The sequence below is a fragment of the Bradyrhizobium sp. STM 3561 genome, from assembly GCF_045571455.1.
Lineage (GTDB): Bacteria > Pseudomonadota > Alphaproteobacteria > Rhizobiales > Xanthobacteraceae > Bradyrhizobium > Bradyrhizobium vignae.
In genome coordinates this window covers 170,228-193,810 of sequence record NZ_CP120695.1, presented here as the reverse complement: position 1 = coordinate 193,810, position 23,583 = coordinate 170,228, and the positions used below count along the sequence as shown (strand labels likewise).

Genomic DNA, 23,583 nt, shown 5'->3' with positions numbered 1-23,583 from the left:
CTTCCCGGCACGCCGGAAATTTGTTTCGCTCGTTTTCAGGACTTCTGCGCTGAACGGGTTCATCGCTCAGGACTGAAAGGAGCACGCGCCGTGGTCAAGCCAACTGCCGAAGGATCTGCTTGCCCGCACCGCCGCGTTCGTCACGCTGAAGGACTCACAGTCCAGCTATGTCATCGACGAAGAAAGGCCGCCGCAGGCATTGAGCGAATGCGGCTTTGTTTACACCAACCCTCGAAGGCTCATGGCATCAGCGTAGCAGAAATAGACCTGCAACCGCAGCGCAGCCGGCCAGTATGGTCCATAACGGACGAACTCGGTTGTGCGAGCGCCTTCATGAGCTACATGCATCACGCCTGGACAGGGGAGCAGCCGTGCATTCTTAGCCGCGCTGTGACAAGGCGCTGCCGGACAGTGCGAGAACACGCTTTGCAGGGAGCGGTTTCCGGAGGCGAGTCGGATCAGCCAACCCGGAGATCCTCAGCTGACATCTTGCCCGAACGCCCGGCCTTGAGCTGATAACTTACCCGGGCCCCCTCTTCGAGGGTGGTGTAACCGGCCTTTTCGACGGCACTGATGTGCACGAAGACATCGGGACCTCCGTCCTCAGGCCTGATGAACCCAAAACCTTTGGTCGAGCTGAACCACTTCACAATACCCATTGCCATGGCGGCATCTCCATAGTGAACCGTTGTGATCTAGCGAAGAGTCTCCCGGCCATCAAGACGGTCGGCAAGAGACGCCCAGCGCCGCTGCGCTGGTCACGTGCTCTTTTTTATCGCGTGGTGTAGCTGCGGCCGCATTGTGCAACGGACAAAAGCGGCCAGACGTCGACGACACTTCGCCTCAAGGCTTCAGCCCAGATAACGTTTTGACCTTCGCTTCACTCGTCGCGCCCCCACCGGCTTACAGAAGAGTTGCGAGTCTCGAACATGCCGCGCTCATCCACAGCCAGCAAATGCTTTTCATCCCCGTTCAACAGGGCGGCCGTGAACTCCTTTGCGGGCCTGGAGCAGGATTATCAATTCGCGCATTCCTGCATTGAAGCTACCTGACATACTTTTCCTTAGCACGAAGACGCCCGCAGGGCTGCGCTTTGGCTGTTCGTGTTTGGACGTCAACTGCGCGTCGCGCCCTGTCGACGAGCAGGTCTGCCGACACAATCTTGAAGGAAGCGCATTGGGCAAGTTATCCGCTCGTCATGTTGGCGAGATTTTCGATCGAGAATGCCCGCTGCTGACGGATCATCCGGGCCGGCTCGAGGCTAGTGCACCCCTCGCTGCGAACTCTTCCCTAGCAGTGCTGTTGCGGCCAGAGAGGCATGCGCCGCTTTCCGGACCGGAGCGATCAATGGGCAGCAGCGTGCCGGGTGGCGCCGCCACCACTCGCATCAGCGTCGTTACGGATAGCAATAAGACGTTGTACTCCCATTTTGGTCATGGACCGCTCGCATCATGTCGTGACAGCTCGTTAACGTTCCCGGTCATCATGCGGGCCTGCGCCAGCGCAAGAACCGCGTCAGCGCCAAAGACCCGGATTGCTCATCTGTCCTGCTACAGAAGCCTGTCGTCCGCGGTACTATGCTTTTCGTCGCAGTCCTCGCGGGCACTGGGCTCTTGTCCGCGAGCACGATCGCGTGAAACTGCCGGAGCCGGCAGATCCCAGGAGTCTGCCCGGAGTCTGCCCTGTGCATGCTTCAGCGGGACATCCGAATACCAAGCAGAAACCTGCAGAGAAGCGTCCTTCAAGCTGTCGCGGCCCGCAACTTAGCCCTATCAGGGGGGCCCTGCGCCGTGATAAGAGCGTTATGTCTCACCTCGTCTAGTGGTCCACGGCGCCCCGTGACGATCGACGACGAAATAGAAGCACGCCCAGTTCTTAGTAACAGCGCCTATATTATGGCTCTACGGCCGCGGCCGCGTCATTCGCTTCGTCATTCCGCCAGAGCAACCCGCAGTCGCCGCTTACATTTTGCTAGATCTGTATGAGCGGCAACTTTAAATAAGCCCCAAGCGCCGCGCCTTGACGACGCACTGCGTCCGGCTGGTCGTTTCCAACTTTCGCATCGCATTCTTGACATGGAAGTTGACGGTGTTCTCGCTCACGTTCAGGATGACACCGATTTCCCATGATGACTTCCCCTGCTCGATCCATCGCAAACACTCTCTTTCACGTTCCGACAGCACAACCTCTTGCACATCCGCCATGATTTTCTCCTGGACTCGACAGAACAGGAGAGGCGTCAGCAAATGCAATGCCACTCAGTGGCGCCGGCAAACACCGGCGAGGCAGGACACATTCTTCGGCGATTGCCGCGACATTCGCGCGAGGCCGCCATCCCACTGCAGCCCTGTTGATGGGCTTGCGACATGTGTCGTAAACACGACATCAGCATTACGACAATCGTGGCTGTCGATATTGCGTCCAACTCTAATGAGCCGGATATCACCCTTTCACTAAGCACTCCTCCCCGCCAAGAAGCGGGAGAATTCTCCTGGGCGCTGCAGGACCAGGCTCGCGAACCCAGGTCATCCATTTGCAAGCAAGACCCTTCTTTGCAGCCTTTAGCGAACCCAATCAACCGATAGCGAAAGTGTCGCGCTCAGCGCCACTCCTACGCAATTATGCAAGTCCGCGCGTCTCAAAAAACTACCAATGCTGGTCATTGATCGGCCTTCCCCCAAAAAGATATGAACAGTGACGTTGGCAGCAATCGAGGATCGGCTTGCAGGGTTTTGGCATGCAGCATCAACCACAAGCCGTTCGGCTTACGGCAGGTCGCCAATGCGCTCGGCAGTCGCCTGTCGAAATGCTTCGCGCCCAGGTCTGCTCGAATGATGAGCTCTCCTTTCTGATGGAAGCACATGATGGCCTGTCTGCCACGATCGCCCAGCGCTCAGGATTCAAGGGGCTCTGGGCCTCTGGTTTCTCGATTGCCAGTTCGCTCGGCTATCGCGATGCCAATGAAGCTTCATGGACCCAGCTCGTCCAGAGCGTCGAACGCATAGTGGATTCGACAGAGCTCCCTGTGCTCGTTGACGGAGATGGCGGCTTCGGTAATTTCAACAATGCTCGCCTCCTCGCACGCAAACTTCATCAGGCTGGCGCGGCGGGCGTCTCGCTTGAGGACAGCTGCTTCCCGAAGCTGAACTCGCTCGTTGGTGAACGGCATCCGCTCGCCGATATCGATGAATTCTCAGGTCGTCTGCGGGCTGTGAAGGATACGGTCGGTGAACACCTTGTTCTCGTGGCCAGGATCGAAGCGCTGATCGCCGGGCGCGGATTGAACGAAGCTATCTTGCGTGGTTACGCTTATGCCGACGCGGGAGCCGATGCAATCTTGATTCACTCGCGAAAGAGTACCGCGGACGAGATACTTTCGTTCGTGACCGAGTGGCGGTACCGGCTCCCTGTCGTGATTGTTCCGACGACGTACTTTCGAACGCCAGTCTCTGCCTACCGCGATGCGCGCATCTCCACGGTCATCTGGGCAACCCTTCCATGCGAGCCGCGGTCACCGCGATGCGGCAACTCTGCGACCGCCTCTTCGCTGAGGAGAACGCGACAAAGATTGAGCCGGATATCGCCTACCTCGAAGAGGTGTTTGACATACTCCACGGCGATGAGCTCGACAGGGCTGAGAAGCGGTACCTTCATCCCAATAAGCGGCAGCAATGAGTTTGTTTGGCCCCATTCACTCTGCTTTGGCCAACAGGGGCTGGACCTTAGGTTCGAATCTCACAGAGGTGATACGCACATCACCTGACGCTTTGCAGCGAAATCGATACGCCTTGTTAGTTGGGGCGAACAAACAATGAGCAATACGCCAAAAAAGGCCGTCATTCTCGCAGCTGGTGTCGGCGCGCGCCTGAGACCGCTGACAGATCTGCGTCCAAAGCCTTTGGTCGAAGTCAACGGCACGCCTATCCTCTTCAATGCTCTGCGTAATCTGGACATAGCCGGCGTGAAAGACGTCACTATCGTGGTCGGCTATCGAAAGGACGCCATTCAATACGCGTGCGGCCAGCGCTTTGGCACGCTGCAGATCAATTATCTCGAGACCCCCGCATTCGAGCGTACCGGAAGCGCCTATTCGCTGTGGCTCGCGCGAGACTCACTTCTGTCTGGCGACTGCTATTTGCTCGAAGCGGACGTCTTTTTCGAGGAGAATGTTCTACGCTGCTTGATGGGCGAGGCTCCTGATGCCGCAGCCGTAGCTCCCTTTACCGAAATGATGGAAGGATCCGCCGTTTTGCTGTCGGATAGCGGGCTGATTTCCGCGTTCCGGATGAAGCAAACCTCGGCAAGCCGCCCCGCCGACCGTCCGCCCCTCTTTAAAACACTCAATGTGATGCGGTTCGCGGGTTCAACTCTGAGGACCATGATTGTTCCAGCGCTCAACGAGATCATCGGCTCCGGCGCGACGCGGGCCTACACTGAAGAACTGTTCGCCTATCTGATTGAACGGCGCGGACTGCAGCTTGCGGCAGCCCGATGCGATGGTCTTAAGTGGTACGAGATCGACACACCCGTCGATCTGCAGATCGCCGAAACCATCTTCGCGAGCCGGCCGGTATTGCGGCAGCGACCGAGTTTAGACAATGAGTGAGAAATTGCCCACTTGAACACCGGAGCCGAAGCCAATCGACCTGCTTCATCCGATCAAGGGCAATAGGTACGAAGCCAGCCACGGGCTCGAGAAAGCGATGCCTAGGCAACCGGTACGAGATTTGTTGATTGCAATTGATGACAAAATGACCTGCTTGCAATCGAAAGGAGAAATCTACGCTCCGAAGGACACGGGCGGACTGGCGTTGACGCAGCAAGGCACCCTCGTCAAGTGGACATAGAAAACAGCAGGAGCAAAGAATGATTGGATACCTGGTTGATCGTGCAAATGCGATCACGGCTTCCTCCTATGTCTTCGCAGTTGTCGGCGTCTTCCTAGCCCTGAATGGTAGACCGGAGCTCGGCGCTGCCGCGATGCTTTGGACATGGTTTTTGGATCATTGGGACGGGCACATTGCTCGCAAGAGCCGTCGTATGCGTCTGCCGGGAATGGCTGAGTTCGGAAAAAGCTTCGATGGCTTTGCCGATTTTGTGCATGGGGTCTGGTTTCCGGCCGTCATTATCATCCTTGTGGGTGACGGCTCGGGAATCTCGTTTGCCGCCAGCCTCCTGCTCGTCGTGTCGGGTGCGATCAGGCTGAGCTATTTCGAAAATGTCGGCCTAACGGCTGACGCGAAGTTCATCGGAATTCCAGTTTCGTATGGTACGCCCTTATTGGCTGTGATGTTGCTGGTTCGGCCACTCATCTGGGCCAAATTGTTCCCGACAGTCCTGGCTCTCGCTTTCACAGCACTTTCTGCTCTCTACGTCTCCACCTTTGTGCAGGTTCCAGCGATACAGGGCCGCGCAATTCCAATTGCAACGATCGGAGCGATCGCGCTTTCGGTGGCCCTGGTAGCGATCAGCTTGTGTACTCCCAGCTAAGCGAGCCGTCCCGTGCCGGCGCAAGGGACACCCCTTGCCCAGCCGAAGCTCCAGCGCAGACGGGCGCTGGGAAGAGGGAGAACAACGAGAGGTCGCGTGCCGGAAGCACCGCCGGCCGAGCTGCGATCGCCTTCCTCTGGCTATAGTGAGATTGGTCCGATATCCCTCCTCGCATCACCGAGAAAGTCCTCACGACGGTCGACAAATTGCAGCGCCCAGATTTCCGCTGTTATCGCATTCCAAAGCCAACGAACTTCGACAGGCTTGTAGGGCCGCTTTCCGCGTCTCAGCAGGCGCTCCACATCTGCCAGGTTGACGATCCTAACTCGGGCTCGCCTGCGCGGGGCGAACAGCCGCGAATACAAATCGTCCATCACATCGGCCATGTCGGCGTCATACTGAAACTGTTGAATATACTTCTTTCTGTGCGTGACGACGCGCGGAAGAACGAGCTGCGCAGCCTTGCGGAGAATCGCCTTCACTTGAGTTGGACCAACCTTTTGGCGATCCGGGATTCGGAGCGCTAGATCTATCAGGTGCTTACTGGCGTAAGGCATGCAAGATTTGAGGCCAAACTCCGCCGCGAGCACCTCCTGCGCCCCCATCCTGTTGTCCCATGAAGCCAATGCTGAGCCCAACATCCGAAAAAGCGGCGCGTCTTCATCAACAAAGATCATTTCTTCTGTCGCCAGGCGGCTTTGGTTCTGACCGGCTTTGCACGGCGCTGGCAAAGGGTGCCTGCCTTTCGTTGCATGGAAGATCGCACGGGCCAGCCAAGAAGCTGGAAGCGTGCCCGCGCACTCCGCAGAGCGCAGCTCGCGCAGAAGCCCTTTGGCGCCGGGCACATGACGTCCAAGCCATAGTCGGCGATGCGCGGGCATTCCTGCAAACAGTGTGTCGCACATATTTCCCGAAAACAGCGTGTCGACCTTCCCGGCCGCCCCGCGCGCCAACGCATAGAGCTGCGGGAACTCATCATAGCCACCTGGGTCTTCCAAGCACCAGACTGTCTTCGGCAGCAGCTCGATCAGATCTTTCGGTCTGACGATGATCTCGTGGTGACAGGTTCCGAGAGCCGACGACGTCTGTCGCGCACCAGCAATATCCGGATCGGACTCGCCGTGTCCGACCGTAAAAGTGCACAACCGCGCTCCACGTAGGCGCTTGCGCAGCAGAGCCGCGATGAGCGCCGAATCGACGCCGCCACTCAGCGACACGCCAATTCTGCCGGTTGCGTCATGGGCATATGCATTAACAGATCTTTCGACCGCTTCCAGGACAGCTTTGGGCGAGCGGGGCTGGCTCGGCACCTCGTATTCGCAAGGCCGGGGCTTTGTGCGGACAATTTTCGGCGCCTCTACGCCGATGATGACGGCGCTGCCGGGCAAGACTGGCCGAATGTCGTTGAAAAAGGTTCGACCAGGGGGGGCCCAACCGTTGTAAAGGAACGTATTGATCGCCGGCAGGTCAGGTGCGGAGCTGATCTGTGATACTGCAAGAAGCGCCTTATAGTGCGTCGCAAAGGCGGTCCAGCCCTTTCCCTGTGCAAAGACGAGCGGCATCACCCCGAACGGGTCACGGGCCAGGACCAAACTGTAAAGCGAGGCATCCCAGACGGCAATCGCGTAATGTCCATCCAAGTCGTCAAAAAACTGGATGCCCTGTCTTCGATAGCCCTCCGCGACGTCATGCACGGAGAGTGGCCCCCCTCCGCATTAAGCAGATGCCCCGTAGAGGCAATCAGCGTACTGCCCGAACGCTCCACGCCACCACCAGAGCCAGCACGGATAGCGAAGTGCGCCGGACCACATTCCCAAATGTGAACCTCTGATCCGCCTTGCGGGAGCAGCCGTCCCATTCGTCTCATCAGCGATCCGTCAATGCGACCCACAAATCCGCACATGCTGCTCATCAAAGATCTCGCTCGGCCGATGGTGAAAGACAGCTACAAGGCGAGCCAATGTTATCGGGATCGATCGGGCTTGATGTGCTCATGGCAGCTCACGTTCATGAGCATCCACGCTACTCGGCTCCAGATCGTGGTCACAGTGACAGAACCTTTGATCGGATCCCCGATCCGAGCCGACCATGCCGATCAAAGAACTAAGGCTCATGATCACAGCGCGGTTAAGCCCCTCATTTCTAGATATCTGACGCTTGCGAGAGCAAAAGGGTCGCGAGGATGTCCAGCTGGTATGGCGCCGATTCAAAGCCGAGGCGGACCGGTTGCGCGTCTGGCGGACGCAGACACATCAGACGAGGTTCGCAGCGATAAGCCAACTACCAATGCTGGTGATTGATCTAGCTATCAGATGCAGCATGGATTGGACTTTACCGGATCGGGTCGTAGCGCCAATGCGGTTCGACATGCGTCCTCGACAGGTTTGGCTGTCATCATCGGCTCTGGTGACTGCTTTTTCCGACCGGACGGGGACCATCCAAGATCTGTCCGAATAGCAACTTCGGTCATAAATTTGTATGATGGAATCGTCCACTGCGCCCAAAGCCGGAGAGCCTGCGGATGCCGCGGCGTCAACGGCCGGTGATCATCCGGCAAATAACAGGGAGGCCATGTCCATAGCCGCATCAGGGGACGTTGATTTGACTATTTGCCCTCTACAAGCGGCATCAAACTCGCTCCAACCTCTGCTTCCTCGGGAATTGTCACGGAGAGCAGGACGGACGTGTCGTGTCCGGAATGATGTCGATGATCTTGGCGTCCCGGATCGCGTGGGGATGCACCACGACGTCGCGGCCGTTGACCAAAATGATACTGAAGTATGGCTCGACCTCGATATGGCGGACGATGTCAGTCTGAAAATCCAGCATGACTTGATGGGTCAGGCCGGCCGCGACTGTAAATGGGATGCCTCGCCAGGAGCCGGCGACATTTCGATGCATGTGGCCAAAGAACATGTGGCGGATGCGCGAGCTGAACGGGGCGATGACATCCCAAAGTTCATCCTCGCCCTGCAGCGCGATCTGATCGAGCCGCTTCAGCCCTACTTTGACTGGCGCATGATGCATGAACATTAAAACTGGCTTATCGCTCTCCGCAAGCTGCGTCCTGAGCCATTCGAGGCGCATAGGATCAAACGCACCGCCATGCGTTCCGACCGCCCAGGTATCAAGCAGCAGACCAACATGATCTTGCAAATCGAATCTGCTGTGGGCGTAACCGTCAGCGGCCAGATGCTCTGGAAAGATCGCGCCGAATACGCTGCGATGATCATGGTTACCCACGGTGATATGCAGCGGAGGCAAGCAGAACTCCGCCACGACATCTCGGAACAGTTCATAGGACGCTCGATCCGCCCGATCGGTGACGTCGCCGCTGATGACCAGCGCTGCCGCATCGGAATGGTAGATTTCGATCTCGGAAAGACAAGCCCGCAGACGGGCCTGCGGGTCAATCCCCCGCAGCAGGCTTCCACTCGGGACCAGATGTGGATCGGTCAACTGGATGATTTTCATTGTCTCGCGCTGTTTGCTGGGTTGAAAGGCCCGAAATCCATAACCAGGGCAGCATAAGGCTCCCAGGCAAGCTTCCGGCGCTTGGCGTAGAAAGCGCCATTGTTGTGCAGGATGATGAAGGGTACTTCCTCTGCAAAGATCTTGAGGGCAGCTCGGGCGAGCTGCTTGCGCTCTTGGCCATCGCTTGATTGCGCGTAAGCGGCGCCGATCGACCGATACTGCGGCGAATCCCATATCTTTAGGGCGTGCAGGCCGCCGCCTGGGCCGTACTGACGCCAGACCATGGAGGTCGGGTCGGGCCAGGATGGCAGAAAGGATTCATCCCAGATCGCGCTCAATGGTTTTGTGTAGACCTGGCTGAAATTCTCCATCTGATGGAGCACGACGTTGACGCCGACAGCCTTCCACATCTGCACCAAGATTTGCGCCGTCAGCACCTGGTTTGGATACCAATTGTTGAGCAGACGGTAGGCAATTGGATCGCCATTGTAGCCGGCTTCGCGCAGTAACGCGCGTGACCTGTCGGGATCGTAGGCAGGTGTAGGAAAGCTAGGGTCATAGACGTCCCCGAACATCGGATATTGCGCCCCATGGGGAACATCGATCCGTCCTCGCCAGAGCTGCGCGATGATGAGTTCGCGATCGATCGCAAGGCTCAGCGCCTGGCGAATACGCCGGTCCGATAGCCATGGAGCGGTCGTATCGATCGCGAGCACGCGCAGATTGGATATGGCACCCCCGACAACATCGAACCGGGAGGTCTCAATGGACTCGAACTGATCCGGCAGCAGATCCGATATCAGATCATAATCGCCCGCCAAAAGGCCATTGACCCGCGAAGCAACTTCCGGAACGATCCGGAACTCGATGCTGGCGAATGGCGGAAGGCCGCCCCAATACTCATCGTGAGACTTGAGGATCAGACTGACATCCTTCTGATTGGAGATCACACGATACGCACCAGCGCCGATTGGCGCCTTGAACCAGTTTTCCCAGCTGCCGGCGTTGCGAAAGGCCGCTGCGCTGACGATTTGGGCACTCCAAGCGGCGAGCTTCTTGTCGATCGCGGGATCAGGAATCGTTGTCGTGACAAGGACTGTGCTCGGTCCCGTCGCCTGCACCGAGGCGATGCTCTGCTGGTATTGCGAGGCGATCGTATTGCCGATCCCGGTAGGACCGAGCCTTCGCTCTTTGCCAAGCGAAAACACGATATCGTCGGTAGTTACGGTCGAGCCATCGTGAAACTTGACACCGGGGCGGAGCGTGAATTCGACGCTCGTGCTGTCGATACGTCGCCAGCTTTCCGCGATGGCTGGTTTGACGGCCATGTTGTCGCTAAAGTCGATGCGTAGCAGGCCGTCGAACGCATTCGAGAGCATCCGTAGCGCCGGCGTGTTGTTGAGCATCACCGGGTCCGCGTAGTCAGGCTGCGTCGGCACAGCGACGACGATCCTGGGTCGCCCTGATTGGCCGAAAGCCAATTCAGGCACCGCAGCTCCAAGCGCAACAGCCTTCAGCAGGGATCTTCTACTCAGGCCGGGCATGGGACGTCCTTTCTTGAGAGCAAAGAGCGCAAACAGCTATCAGAGGGTGCCGTCGAGGCGATCGCGCAGCCAGTCGCCAATGAGCGAGACTGATAGCGCCATCAGCGAAATGACGACTGATGGAATCATCAAAATCCAAGGCGCGCGGGCGAGATAGTCGCGGCCGTAGCCCACCATGGCGCCCAGCGATGTCGATGGCGGCTGCACGCCGAGGCCAAGAAAGCTCAAGCCGCTTTCGACCAGGATAATTTCTGGAAACGAGATGGTCATCGATACGATCAGCGTCGCGGCCACGTTGGGAAGGATGTGGCGCCAATAGACATGAAAGGGACGGGCACCGAGCTGGCGGACGGCGCCGGCGTAACCTTGAGCATTGGCGCTAATAGCGAGGCCCCTGGCGATCCGCGCATAACGTTCCCATCCATGCAGCGCGAGCAGGCAGATAAAGACCGCAAGCGAGTTTCCGATGAAGGCAAGCACCGCGAGCGCCAGGATCAGAAATGGCGTTGTGGCCTGGAAATCGACCAGGGCCAGAATGGCTTGTTCGATCCAACCACGAAAATGAGCGGCAGCAAATCCGAGCGTGGTGCCGAGCACCGCTCCAAAAGCAGTCGCACCAATCCCGATGAAAGCGCTCATCTGGATGGACAAGACCAAGCGGGACAACATGTCCCGCCCAAGCTCGTCCGTGCCGAACGGATGAGCAAGCGAGCCGCCCCATCCGATCGGCGGCGACAAACGAGCTTTCAGATCGATCGCTGCCGAGTCATAGGGGATAACGAATTGCGCCAGCACGGCGGTCGCCCCCAGAAGGACAAGATATGCGAACGCGAGGCGGATGACGAGCGGTGTGCTTGGCGCTCGCGCGGCGTTCAGCTTCAACGATAACGGTTCGGATATGATCCTCTGCAGCATCATGCATGCCCTCCCCGCCGGATTCGCGGATCGAGCAGGCCATAAAGGAGGTCGACGGCAAGGTTGGAGGTCACCATGGCTACGGCGATGAGGAAGAGCACGCATTGGACAATGGGCAGATCACGACTAGCGACCGAGGACACCAGCAGCCTGCCGACTCCTGGCCATGAAAACACGCTTTCGACCAAAACCGCGCCGGCGATCAGCTGTCCGACCATGAGGCCTAAGAGCGTGACCGTCGGGATTGCCGCGTTGGGCAAAGCATGCCGGCACACGATCGAGTGGGCCGGCACGCCTTTGGCCCGTGCGGTGCGGATATAGGGCTGCTCCAGCACGTCCAGCATGGCGCTACGGGTGTAACGCGCAAGGACCGCTGCGCTGCCGGCTCCCAGCGTGAGGACCGGGAGGATGGCGTGCTGCCAACTGCGTGCACCGCCGGATGGCAGCCAAGAGAGCCAAACCGAGAAGACCAACACAAGCAATAAACCAAGGACAAAGGAGGGAATCGTGAAGCCCGCCACCGCCACAAGCATGATGCCGCGATCGAGAACGCTGTTGCGGCGGAGCGCAGCTACGATGCCTGCCGGAATACCGATCAGCACATTCATGAAGAGCGCGGGCACTGTAAGCGTAAGCGTGACAGGAACACGCTCCGCGACGACGGCAAGCGCGTCACGACCTTCGCGCATCGAATTACCGAAGTTGCCAGTAACGACACGGGCCACATAGTCCAGGAATTGTACCCAGATTGGCTGATCGAGTCCCCAAGCTTTTTGAAACGCTTCACGGACTTGTGCCGATGCATCATTGGAGAGGATCTCCAGCGCCGGGTCCCCCGACAGGCGCAGCACAATGAATGCAAAGCCGACCACAATAACAATCGTGATCATTGTACGCGCGAGCCGCGTCAGAGCAAACCAAGCCATCAATGCGCCCTCGCCAGCTGAAGCGGCTCTGGTTCGCTAACCAGGTGGCAGGCGACCTTGCGGCCAGCAACTCCGCTGTTGAGGAGCATGGGCCGCAGATGGCGGCAGGTTGGCTGAGCAACGGGGCAGCGCGGATGGAAATCGCATCCGCCGGGGCGCTCAGCCGGGCACGGCGGATCACCCGCGAGGGTGATCCGTCGTGTCCTTGGCTTACGCGCGTCCGGCACGGCCGAGACCAAGGCACGTGTATAAGGGTGAAGCGGCGCCTGCAGGATTTCATCGGTTGCGCCCTCCTCGACGATCCGACCGAGATACATGACCGCGAGGCGCTTACTGATCTGCCGCACGGCGCGAAGATCGTGGCTGATGAACACCATCGCGACGCCGAACTGATGCTGGACCTCGGCAAACAGGTTGATCACCTGAGCCTGGATCGAGACATCGAGCGCCGATATCGGCTCGTCGCATACGAGCAGGTCCGGCGACGTTGCCAGGGCACGTGCCAGGACCACACGTTGTCGTTGGCCGCCGGACAATTCATGCGGCAAGCGGGTGCCATGCTCCTCGGAGAGACCCACGCGCGCCAGAAGTGTTGCCACTTGGGCCATCCGCTTCGCCGGCTTATCAACACCATGAATGACGAGCGGCTCAGCGACCTGTTCAGCAACGGCAAGCCGCCCGTCCAGCGCTCCCAAGGGATCCTGGTGGACGAGTTGCATCCTTGCGCGCAGCCGCCGCCAGGCCGCGGTTTTGCTGGGCGGCATGACGTCATTGTCAAATATAACGAGGCCCGCATCTGGCTTTTCAAGGCCGAGCACTAGGCGTCCGAGCGTCGACTTCCCGGAACCGGATTCTCCGACCAGACCGAGCGTCTCGCCTTTGGCTAGCGAAATCGAAACCCCATCGACGGCCACCACCGGATGCCGCCGCGCGAACGGACTGCCCGATGAGGGATAGGTCTTTGCAAGACCTTGGGCCAGGAGAAGTGCATCGCTCACGCCACGATCTCCAAAGGCTTGGCATCGTCCGCCCGCAGGCACGCGACCATCCAGCCGTCGCGGTCGGCGCGGAGATCGGGTTCCAGGTGGTCGCAGATGCCGGCACGATGTCGGCATCGCGGGGCAAAGGGACAGCCTTGTTGCGGAAAGCGTCCGTTGGTGACAGCTTCCGAAATGCCGCTTAATTGCTGCAAAGGCCCATCAAAACTTGGAAGCGCCTCGAGCAAGCTGCGCGTATAAGGGTGACGTGGTGCAGCAAACAAGTGGTCGACGGGCCCGGCCTCAACAACCCGCCCGGCATACATCACATAGGCGCGGCTGCAGACCTCGGCGATCACGCCGAGATCGTGCGAAATCAAGACCAAAGCCATTTCGGTTTCACGCTGGACATCGCGCAAGAGATCGAGAATTTGCGCCTGGACGGTTACATCGAGCGCTGTGGTCGGCTCATCAGCGATCAATAAGTCAGGCCTGCCGGCCAATGCCATGGCGATCATGACCCGCTGGTTCTGTCCGCCCGATAGTTCGTGGGGGTAGGCTTTGAGCCGTCGCGCGGCAGAGGGAATACGGACGAGATCGAACAGGCGCTTGGCTTCGGCCCGCGCGGCCGCGCGGCCCATGCCGCGATGCAGCTGCAAGACCTCGATCACCTGGCGACCGACCGTCAGAACCGGATTGAGTGCGCTTTGGGCATCCTGGACGATCATCGCGATCCGCTTGCCGCGAATCCGCGACATGCTTTTGCTCGACGCCCCGAGGAGCTCTTGGCCGTTCAGCCGGGCGCTCCCCGAGATCACTGCACTGGGCGGCAGTAAAGCGAGAGTGCCAAGCCAGGTCACTGACTTTCCCGATCCACTCTCTCCAATGATGCCGACGGCTTCGCCCCTGCGGATCTGAAGATCGATCGCTCGCACGGCTCTGGTTGCTCCAAAGCTGACCGACAGCTGTTCGATGCTCAGGAGCTCGCGCACACCTTGCCCCTCGTTCTGGTGCGCTAGCACGCGAGCACCACGACAATCCCGGAGCGACCCAGTTCCGCTTCGCCGAGTCGTGTATCGCCCATGACCCGCGCAGACGGGAAGGAAACAGCAAAAGGTGCAGCCATGGGGCCATACTGCTTCAGATTTTCGGGCACGAACGATGCCATTGCAGGTTCCTTTCACATCGGCAAGATCGCTGCAAAACCGGACGGTGCTAACAAAAACAGTTACCGTAGCACAGCGATGGAGCGAGAGAACTCCAAGACCCTTCCTGCTACAGGCGCATGACACTCATCGTCTAATGAGACGCAAACATCTAAAAATGTGATGGCAAACAACCCTTTCCCGAAAAGCCAACCACAAAGAGTGATCTGCCGCTCAGAGAAAGGTGTCGTATGGCGCGCGTACGCACAGCGCTCTCGTCATCAGGGCCGAGACTGGCAACCGGAGAGTTTTGGCAGGTGAGATCCTGTTGCCAAAGCGAACCACGCTCCTGCCATCGCTCTCCACCGTCGCTCAAAGATCGAGGCCGATCCCGGGGAACCAACGCTAGCGCATGCGCCGACCTACAGGGATGGAAGCAAAACCGGGGCATCAGCGAACCGCGAACTCAAATAGCAAGGATGGTCGACGCCGCTCGTTTGCCCCGATAAGGCGATTGATCCCAGTTATCAGCCCTTCGCAATTGTGCAGGCCAATGGGTCATGGGGCTCGCGCAAGTCATTAAATCTGGAAACCCGATTTGGGGAGCCGCAAGGACTGGCGCGTATGACGAACACGGCTCATGGAAGTGGAATGCTACGGGTCCCCCTCCTCGACGTTCTTGCTCGGGCAGTGCAAGGAAGTCGAGGAGCGGGGCCGATCCCCATAGTGTCCATCAAGGGCGCTGTCGCCGATCGAGCTTTGCCGTCTTGTTAAAACGGCGGTCGATCAACATCTTGAGGCTCATAAACCGCCATTGACCTGTGTCCGGCGAGAGGCGAGCGGCTGTCCCCGCCGGTACGCCTGGTACGCCCAAGGATGAACCGTCGGTGGTGTCGGCTCTCGCCGCCGGTGAGCAAACCCCTAAAAGACTCCGTTTAGCCAGGAGCCGATTGGATTCTGCTCACCAACACAGACCTTCATATGCCGGGCACTTTGGACTTACCGAGCATCTCTGCCGTCCCAGAAAGGCGACGCTCCACAGAACGTCACCAGTTGCGCTGCGCCCGCAGCAGCAAGGTCAGTGTGCCCTGATCCTTCAGCTCGTATAGAGCGATCGGCTTGGCGATGGTTGATTGCAGCGGCAGTGTTACCACACTGCCGGTCGCATACTTCTGATCGAGCATTGTGTAAGCTAGGTCGGCCGAGAAGGTTAAATTCTTGATCGGCGTCCAGCGTGTGATGAGTCCAACGGCTCCGTAGTTGAAATCCGGGTTACAGCCAGCAAGGCCGCTGGATAGCGAAAGGCCTGTAACAAAGGCTCCGCAGACATAGGCCTTGGCCGTGTGGTTGTATCGAACAGCTGCCCAGCCGCCATAGATCCCGGTATTGCAATATGCATTCCAATTGTGGGTGTAACCAGCTCGGAAGCCGTAAGTCGTGGTTAACTCCTGTTTAGTGCCGGCCACAAAGACGGAATCAGACAGACCCGCAAGACCCAGGCTTTGATAGGCGCCGGCGATAGCTGTGCCGCCGTACATCGCGTAGGTGGTCGCCATATTCTCGTTGAAGTCGTAACGGCTCGCCCCCTTAGTATACACGCCAGATATGTTGATTGTGTCACCTGGCCCGGTCGGGATGTTCTTGATCGAGAGGGCCAACTGAGCGGCCCACCCCCATTTGTCAGCGGGATGGCCGGTCGTTTCGTCGGCACCGTTGTAAGCAGCATGGTTGTCATGTGCCGCAACGGACGCCTGGAACAGTCCCCAGGCCTGATCCACGCGCAGCATGGCAATGAAGTCTGGGGCGGCCGCACCGCCGATGTCGTTGCCACCATACGCACCTGTCGCGAGCCCAGCTGAGGTCGCAGCGGTCACGTTCCAGACGCTAGTTGTGGCATGAGCGACTTGATCCTGAGCCGAGAAAGACGCGGTAATGCCTTGACCGAAATCTGCTGTATAAGTGAACTGGTTGACGCCGGTAACCCATCCGGTGCCGCCTGGCAGATCATCGTAATTATTCGCGGGATAGTTCGTCCAAGGCACCGAGAACTGCGAGATCGCCTTTCCCATGGTGAACCCGGCGAACTGAATGAAGGCGGAATAGACGCCGAGGGTACCGGCGACGATGCCACCAGGGCTGGCGTTGTTTGGCGCCTGAACACCGGCGATCGCCGAGTAAACGGTCGCACCCGTTCCGGCGCCGCTGTAGGCTCCATCCGTCCAGGTTAGGCCCGTTTCGAAGAAGGTGCGAAGCGTGCCATATTCGGTCGCCGTTCGTGTATCGATATTCAGATCTCCGCGGGAGCGCGACGTATACGCATTACTGAGGCGCGTCCGGGCGCCCGCCACTCCATTGTAAGCCGGGTCGAAATCACTGTTGCTGTTCACGACCAAGTCAGTGCGCAGGTAACCGCCAAGTTTGACGCAGGTGTCCGTGCCTGGAATGTAATAGAAGCCCGCGCCATATAACGAGCAGACCTTCACGTACGCGACCGTTTTGGCCCCCAGCGGCAGGTCCGCCGCGTGTGTGCCGCTCCACTGCGCCAATCCTGCGGCAAAGCTGAGAATACCTAACGCAGTCCTGTAGTTAGAATGAGAATACTTACGTCCGAACGTCATTGCCTCTCTCCTTGCCAGCCTTTGTGGCCCGCCCAAGTAGCGTCGGGGAACAACCATTCGGTGACACGCATCGAATAATGCGATCGAACCCTCCAATTCGATGATGCTTTTAGGCAGGTTATAACCAGTGGCTTGATATTCATCCAAATGGCTGCCTTTTGCGCATGATCGCGGAAAGAACGTCTCAAGGACTGACTGTGCGAACCGCGTGCGCGTCTGGTACGGCAGCGGCGCCGAGAAACAGTCCGATCTGCTCAACCGGCCAGCGAAATCAGGATTCGAAGCTCCGGACTCTGCTGCTTCAATTCGGCGAGCTCGGCGAATTGCCACTGCTGGAATTAAGGCGCAGTTCTGTCGCAGCAGTCGAATTGATCGCCGTATCGACGCTCAGCCGACAGGGCTGATCGTATCGGCGAGCGATCCAAAGCGGGGACGGGCCCTTCGTTGAGGACCGACGCTCCAGGAAGGACCTGAGCCGGGGTCTCATTCGGCTCATGCACCCACCTTGCTGGCGCTAGCCGAAGCCGGAAATCGATCATCCTGTCCGCGTTTAAGGTGTCCTTCCACGAGGCGCGCAGTGCGACGAACGCAGCACCCACGGCAGACGCTTTCCATAATGCAACACCGGTATTTTGCCGCATTCGAGGAAGTGGTCTCTTTAGTCAATCAATAGAGACCGGCGAACGCCTAGAGGAGACCGGGACAAAGCGACGTTTTTCGCATCAATCGCCACGTCCGCCGTTGCGACACCAACATCCTGCGGACCAAAAAACTCGGCCATGCACCGCTTTTGACCGTCAGCGCGCTCTGGCTCCTCATTACCGCGACTCTCCCATTGCTAGAACTGATAGGAGAACTTGGTTCGCAATTCAGGTACCCTGCACCAGCTGTGCTTGGCACGACCTATCCGCATTAGCCTACGCGGCCGCGACGAAGATGATCCTTGATGCCATTCCATCATGCGCAGTATAAGCCGCCTGGCGATCCCCGATCGCGTGACTCCGTCCCACGGATTGTTCTCGTTGGCCGAGATCGGGCCGGTAACTGGGTCGCCCGCGAACGACGGGGCGCCTTTGGCGGCTTCTTTATCAGCCGCACGGAAGCTCTGAGATATGCTCGCTTCGAGAACGGCGGCCATCCAGAATGCATCATCGAGGTAGCGCGTGCAATTGAGCTCGATTTTCGGACGCCAAAGCCCGAACAGTAGGACGCGCTGCGGCGTCATGCGCTCCGCTACGGGCGAAACTCGTATAGTCAGAAGAGCTTTCAGGACGGCCCTGATGCTTTGCTCTCGAACCCTTCCGCACATCACCACGGTGTTGCGCTAAAGCGCAGATCGGCGTCGCCGGCTCAACTCCCGACCCGGAGATGCCCCGCTTTTCTGTTAGTGTCAGCTAGCATTTCGGGCAATTGACCGAGATGACAGAAGCACATCATTTTGTCGAGCGATGAACGTTGGATCTATCGCCGCGCGGCAGTCTGAACGGGCGCCTGCCCGGCGTGGTCTCGGCTTGCTGCATCAGCACGCATCCGCACCGAACGCAAACAACCCAATCGCAGATCTTTCAGCGATCAACTGCCACGGCTTTTAACCTTCTTCCATAGCCTGTAGCCGCCGACCGGAACAGCTTCACGACATGAGCCTTCATGGTACAGCAGGCTGACGGGCAACATTGATCACTTAGCTGTCAGCTCATGTTTTACGATCCGACTTACTATTGATGTCGAGGAGCTCTTCAACATTTATTCGACTGAACCAACGTGCACGCATGATTGGACTAGCGCTCAGGATTTCGTGTGCTTGTCTTTGCTCTTGTAACGGAGCAACTCACGATAACCGCCCGCATGAGGCGCAGCCCCATCTTAACCAGGCGAATGGACCGGCTGCGCAGATCGTGTGTTTTCCTGCCCCGGTCGAGAATGCGAGCCACCAAACGATGTTGCGATAGCTTTTGCCTTCCAGCCACCCATCCACTGCACGCACAGCGAGAATGTGCCGGTGTCGTGTTCCGATTGATCGAGTGAGGGGACGATCCAACGGGACGCTGTTCGAGTGCCAACCAGAAACGATGTGCAGCTTGTAAACGGATGGCGAAGTTGCGGTCGACCGGCAAATCGAACACAATCATTGTTCCACTCGGCGGGAGTTCTCTTAGCCAAAGCCGTCCACCGAGTGGCACGATAGCATGCCATCCGTCCGGTCCTTCACGCAACTCGCTGCCTGTCAGGTCGGCGAAATCAAGGTCACGCGGCTTAGACACCATCGAGCGGACCGCCGTGCGGGCGATTAGCACGGTCGACATCGCCTCAGGCGACCAGCAAACAGCCTGTTTGTCGAAAGTCTTTTCCAGATCAGCCGGAAACGTCAGTCCCCACTTACGCCGGAAGTGGTCCGTCGTGCTAGACCGTTTGCTCCTGTGCAGAATCCTGAAGTCTTTTTATACTCGTCGTCGCGGCGTAGCCACTCCCACCGACGCCTGCGACAATTCTTGATCGCTGCTTCCAGCTCGTGATCGGCGCCCCTGTGCCTCAATACCCCGATCGACGGATGATGGCTTTAACACGCCTACTCACGGACGACACCGAAGCACGCATCTGGTGACCAGCGAAGGGCGGCCAGCATTCGATTTGATGCTGCATATCCGAAACCTGTGTAACCAGCAAGACCATCGTGGCAGGCGCGGCGGCAAAGCATTGGTCCAGGACGGGCACACGACACTATTGCGCACACATGCAGCGGCGGAACATGCCCCCTCCGTCTCAGCCAAGTTCCTGCGGATTTTGACACAACGATCTCGGGTCCAGTCAACTACCAAACCTCGCAATTGATTCACATCACAGATGGATGTCATCTTCACTGCACGAACGTCCGCCGATCAAGCGAGGAATTGGCATGCAAGATCAATCCCAATCTGTTCTCGCCAATCGTCCAGATCATTCCGCCGATTCTTCAGTTGCAGAAATGTTGCGGGCCGAGGTCTGCTCCAGCAGCCAACTCTCGTTCCTTATGGAAGCACATGACGGCCTCTCCGCCGCGATCGCCGAGCGCGCAGGCTTCAACGGGCTATGGGCATCTGGTCTGTCGATCGCGTGCTCGCTCGGTTACCGCGACGCGAACGAAGCGTCCTGGAGCCAACTCGCCGACGTAGTCGAGCGGATCGTGGACTCGAGTCGACTGCCTGTCCTCGTCGACGGTGATGGCGGTTTCGGTAACTTCAACAATGCTCGTCTGCTGGCACGCAAACTCCATCAACGAGGCGCAGCCGGGGTCGCGCTGGAGGACAGCTGCTTTCCCAAGATGAACTCTTTTGTTGGAGATCGACATCCGCTCGCCGAAGTCAACGAATTCTCCGGCCGTCTGCGCGCGGTGAAGGATGCATTGGGCGAAGACTTCGTTCTTGTGGCCCGCATCGAGGCACTGATTGCCGGTAAAGGGATGGACCAGGCCATTATGCGCGCTCACGCTTACGCGGACGCCGGAGCCGACGCGATCCTCATTCACTCGCGAAGGAATGCCGCAGATGAGATCGTTGCGTTCGCACGCGCTTGGCAGAACAAGTTGCCTGTCGTGATCGTTCCTACGAAATATTATCGAACACCAGCCTCTGTGTATCGCGAAGCTCGCATCTCCACAGTGATCTGGGCCAATCACTCGATGCGAGCGGCAATGGCAGCAATGGGGCAGGTTTGTCGTCGTATTATGGCCGAGGAAAGCCCTGCGAGCGTTGAGCCTGGTATCGCGACGCTTGATGAGGTCTTTGAATTGCTAAGATATGACGAATTGGCACGAGCCGAAGCTCGATATCTGCCCGCGCAGCGATGCGGGGCTTTTAATTCAGGCGGCGGCGTCGATTTTGTAGGTGGCTGACATGAAAGGTTCGCCTCGTAGCGCCAATCGTGCCGGGTTAATGGAGAGCTCACATGCTGGCGGAGCGAACAGCCCTATTCAAACGCTCGGACAGAGCTGCGGCATGGACCGCGGCCAAAGCAGCTATCGTGAGCGGCGAGCAGATCATCGATCTGACCGCCGAAGAGATCCGGAGTGATCTACCGCCGATGGTGCGCGAGGGCACCATCATCGCGATCAATCGCAGTATCAACCGCGACACTGAGACAGGCGCACCGACGAAGCTCCGAGAGGCGATCGCTCGCAGAATTTCCTTCGAGACCGGTCAACCCTGGTCGATGGATGAAGTCGCAGTTACGAGCGGCTCCAACCATGCTCTCTTCAGCGCAGCTATGGTGCTTCTTAATCCGAGAGATGAGGTGCTCATCCCCGTTCCGCATTTGACTTCTTTCCCCGCGCACATTCTCTTGGCAGGCGCAGTGCCGATCTTCATCGAGACAAGGGACAACAATTACGTGCCGAAGCCTTCAGATCTAGCTGCGGCAGTTACGTCAAAGACTAAAGCGATCGTTGTCAACACCCCGAATAATCCGACAGGCACGATTTACGACTGCGAAACTCTTACTGAGATTGCGCATCTTGCGGCTGAGCGGGATCTCTGGATTGTGTTCGATGAATGCTATGGGGCTTTCGCCCATGCTCCACACACCCATCATCCGATTGTGTCGGTCGCTCCTGCGGCGCGTCACCGCACGCTAATCGTTGATTCGTTCTCCAAATCCCTCGCCCTGAGCGGCTGGCAGATTGGCTATCTCGCCGGCCCAAAATGCGTTATTGACGCGGCGTTGGCGCTACAACGCGATACGGTCTGCAACCCAGATGTCATTTCCCAACATGCACTGCTCCATCATTTGGACTCCGGTGATGACGTTTTCCAACAAAAACTTCAGCGTCAGGTCAGCGAGGCCCGAGCGCTTGGGCTCTCGGTTCTTTCGACCCTGAAGTCGATTCCGCAACCTGCAGCTCAAGGCGGATTCTACTTCTATCTAGATATCAAAGGATGGCGGCAAAGGACCAAGGGGCCGCGCCCCGAATTCAACGCCGATGATGTCGTTGATGTATTGCTGATGGATGCTGGTGTCGCGGCAGCTTCGGGCACGATCTTTGGCGATTCAGACGGGGTCCGGCTCTCCTATGGGATTGACCTTGGCTCGCTCGACAAGGGCTTGCGGCGTTTGTCGGTAACTTTAAACACATGGAACTGAAGTCCTGGTGGGTCCGGCGTGCTTAGCGTTGCGGAAGGTTAGCACTATGGCTGAAGTTCCTCGCCGCGCCATCGTGCTTGCAGCCGGCCTCGGCTCGCGCCTGCGGCCGCTGACGGATCTGCGGCCAAAACCACTGGTCGAAGTTAACGGCATGCCGATCCTGCACAACGCCCTGCGGAATCTGGAGGCAATCGGCGTCGGTGAGGTAACGGTTGTGGTGGGCTACCGCAAGGACGCCATCCAGTATGCCTGCGGCAGCCGTTTCGGCGGGGTCGAGATCAACTATATCGAATCGACGGTTTTCGAGCGCACCGGGAGCGCTTATTCCCTGTGGTTGGCGCGTGAGGTACTGCTTTCGGGAGACTGCCTCCTCCTCGAGGGAGACGTTTTCTTCGAGCAAGATGCATTGCGCCGCCTGGCCGGCCCAGTGAGCGATGTGGCAGCAGTCGCCCCCTTCGACAAATTGATGGAAGGGTCTGCAGCTCTTTTGTCCGATGACGGCTTCATCACAGGTTTCCGCATGAAGCAAGCGGCGGCCAACATTATCACAGCCGGCCCGCAGCTTTTCAAAACTATGAACCTGCTACGATTTTCAGGCTCGACCCCTCAAGGCAACGATCGTTCCAGCGCTGGACGATGTTATCGGGTCCGGAGCCAGGCAGGCCTACACCGAGGAGCTTCTTGGCTATCTGGTGGAGAGGCGTGGCTTGCTGCCGCGCGATGCGATGGTCTCAGGTGGTGCGAAATCGATACCGCCGAAGATCTGCATCTCGCAGAGCGCATTTTCTCACGAGCGCATGCCGCTCGCTGTCGTCTGACCAGCGGGATCAGCGAGGTGCCAATGCTAAGATACCTTTGGGATCCCGCAAATGCCATCACTGCGGGGGGCTTGTTCTTCTTCCGCTAGTCTATTCCTCGCTCTATCCGGAGAGCTTGAGGTATCAGTGGCAGTGGCTCTTTGGGCTGTCCTGGCAGATCGCATCGACGGAATCGTGGCCAACCGGACGCCGAACACGTGACCTGGACGTTGCAAAATGGGCAAGAGGCTGGACGGATTCGGGGACATTATCTATGGTGCCGTCTTGCCCATGGCAATTGTGATTCAGCTCAGCCACGCCTCCATTCTTTCCCTCGCGAAGGCCACTGCTCTGCTCGTGACGGGGGCCATCAAGCTTAGCTATTTTGCAAATTTCGGCCGATCCTCCGACGGGCGCTACTTGGGTGTGCCCTTTGTCGTACGACGTGCCGCTACTGGCTCTCTTGTTCCTTTTACAGCTGTTCATTGGAGCCGAACTATTTGAGTGGTTCGTCAACGTCTGTTTCCTGCTGCTTGCCGCCGCTCACGTGGCGTCTATTCGCGTGCCGTCACCCAGCCCGGCAAA

16 protein-coding genes and 2 pseudogenes are annotated in these 23,583 nt (G+C 58.4%); 6 read left to right on the top strand and 12 right to left on the bottom strand.

Going from position 1 to position 23,583, the window contains the following annotated elements:
- Positions 1–458: 458 nt before the first annotated feature.
- Positions 459–665 carry a cold-shock protein gene (locus P6U28_RS00830; protein WP_407121453.1) on the bottom strand — a complete coding sequence of 69 codons (207 nt, stop codon included), beginning with the start codon at positions 663–665 and terminating at the stop codon, positions 459–461.
- Positions 666–1,994: 1,329 nt separating this feature from the next.
- On the bottom strand, positions 1,995–2,204 hold the full coding sequence (locus P6U28_RS00825) for a response regulator transcription factor (RefSeq protein WP_407121451.1): 210 nt from the start codon (positions 2,202–2,204) through the stop codon (positions 1,995–1,997).
- A 602-nt stretch (positions 2,205–2,806) separates the two neighbouring features.
- Here P6U28_RS00825 and P6U28_RS00820 point away from each other — a divergent pair.
- The 3 genes and pseudogenes from P6U28_RS00820 (at position 2,807) to P6U28_RS00810 (ending at position 5,490) form a co-directional block, all read left to right on the top strand.
- Positions 2,807–3,675 (top strand): annotated as a pseudogene (locus tag P6U28_RS00820) (isocitrate lyase/phosphoenolpyruvate mutase family protein).
- A gap of 136 nt (positions 3,676–3,811) precedes the next feature.
- Positions 3,812–4,606, top strand: a complete 795-nt coding sequence (locus P6U28_RS00815) for a phosphocholine cytidylyltransferase family protein (RefSeq protein ID WP_407121450.1) — start codon at positions 3,812–3,814, stop codon at positions 4,604–4,606.
- Positions 4,607–4,866: 260 nt separating this feature from the next.
- The gene (locus P6U28_RS00810) at positions 4,867–5,490 is read left to right on the top strand and encodes a CDP-alcohol phosphatidyltransferase family protein (protein WP_407121448.1); all 624 of its coding nucleotides are present in this window, start codon (positions 4,867–4,869) and stop codon (positions 5,488–5,490) included.
- Between the two features lie 140 nt (positions 5,491–5,630).
- Here P6U28_RS00810 and P6U28_RS00805 read toward each other — a convergent pair whose 3' ends face one another.
- The 10 genes from P6U28_RS00805 to P6U28_RS00760 all read right to left on the bottom strand — a co-directional run bounded on the left by P6U28_RS00805 (position 5,631) and on the right by P6U28_RS00760 (position 18,314).
- Positions 5,631–7,184: an asparagine synthetase B family protein gene (locus P6U28_RS00805; RefSeq protein WP_407121447.1), complete on the bottom strand. Its 1,554-nt coding sequence runs from the start codon at positions 7,182–7,184 to the stop codon at positions 5,631–5,633.
- 970 nt (positions 7,185–8,154) lie between these two features.
- Positions 8,155–8,964: a phosphodiesterase gene (locus P6U28_RS00800; protein WP_407121445.1), complete on the bottom strand. Its 810-nt coding sequence runs from the start codon at positions 8,962–8,964 to the stop codon at positions 8,155–8,157.
- Positions 8,961–10,508: an ABC transporter substrate-binding protein gene (locus P6U28_RS00795; protein ID WP_407121443.1), complete on the bottom strand. Its 1,548-nt coding sequence runs from the start codon at positions 10,506–10,508 to the stop codon at positions 8,961–8,963. Before P6U28_RS00795 ends, P6U28_RS00800 begins: the two co-directional genes overlap by 4 nt.
- 39 nt (positions 10,509–10,547) lie before the next feature.
- Complete coding sequence (locus tag P6U28_RS00790) at positions 10,548–11,426, bottom strand: ABC transporter permease (protein ID WP_407121441.1); 879 nt, start codon at positions 11,424–11,426, stop codon at positions 10,548–10,550.
- Positions 11,423–12,349, bottom strand: a complete 927-nt coding sequence (locus tag P6U28_RS00785; RefSeq protein ID WP_407121439.1) for an ABC transporter permease — start codon at positions 12,347–12,349, stop codon at positions 11,423–11,425. The genes P6U28_RS00790 and P6U28_RS00785 overlap by 4 nt, the downstream gene beginning before the upstream one ends.
- On the bottom strand, positions 12,349–13,347 hold the full coding sequence (locus tag P6U28_RS00780) for an ABC transporter ATP-binding protein (RefSeq protein ID WP_407121437.1): 999 nt from the start codon (positions 13,345–13,347) through the stop codon (positions 12,349–12,351). The genes P6U28_RS00785 and P6U28_RS00780 overlap by 1 nt, the downstream gene beginning before the upstream one ends.
- The gene (locus P6U28_RS00775; RefSeq protein WP_407121435.1) at positions 13,344–14,318 is read right to left on the bottom strand and encodes an ABC transporter ATP-binding protein; all 975 of its coding nucleotides are present in this window, start codon (positions 14,316–14,318) and stop codon (positions 13,344–13,346) included. Before P6U28_RS00775 ends, P6U28_RS00780 begins: the two co-directional genes overlap by 4 nt.
- Positions 14,319–14,341: 23 nt before the next feature.
- A complete protein-coding gene (locus P6U28_RS00770; protein WP_407121433.1) occupies positions 14,342–14,494 on the bottom strand; it encodes a hypothetical protein in 153 nt (50 codons plus the stop codon).
- A gap of 1,023 nt (positions 14,495–15,517) precedes the next feature.
- A complete protein-coding gene (locus tag P6U28_RS00765; protein WP_407121431.1) occupies positions 15,518–17,089 on the bottom strand; it encodes a porin in 1,572 nt (523 codons plus the stop codon).
- An 838-nt stretch (positions 17,090–17,927) separates the two neighbouring features.
- On the bottom strand, positions 17,928–18,314 hold the full coding sequence (locus P6U28_RS00760; protein WP_407121429.1) for a hypothetical protein: 387 nt from the start codon (positions 18,312–18,314) through the stop codon (positions 17,928–17,930).
- Positions 18,315–20,051: 1,737 nt separating this feature from the next.
- Between P6U28_RS00760 and aepX the strand changes: the two genes are divergently transcribed.
- From aepX to P6U28_RS00745, 3 genes and pseudogenes are all read left to right on the top strand, one after another.
- Entirely contained in the window at positions 20,052–20,957 is a 906-nt protein-coding gene (aepX, locus tag P6U28_RS00755; protein WP_407123179.1) for a phosphoenolpyruvate mutase, read from the top strand.
- Between the two features lie 53 nt (positions 20,958–21,010).
- Entirely contained in the window at positions 21,011–22,201 is a 1,191-nt protein-coding gene (locus P6U28_RS00750) for a pyridoxal phosphate-dependent aminotransferase (RefSeq protein WP_407121428.1), read from the top strand.
- 46 nt (positions 22,202–22,247) lie between these two features.
- Positions 22,248–23,108, top strand: a pseudogene (locus P6U28_RS00745) (phosphocholine cytidylyltransferase family protein).
- Positions 23,109–23,583 lie beyond the last annotated feature (475 nt).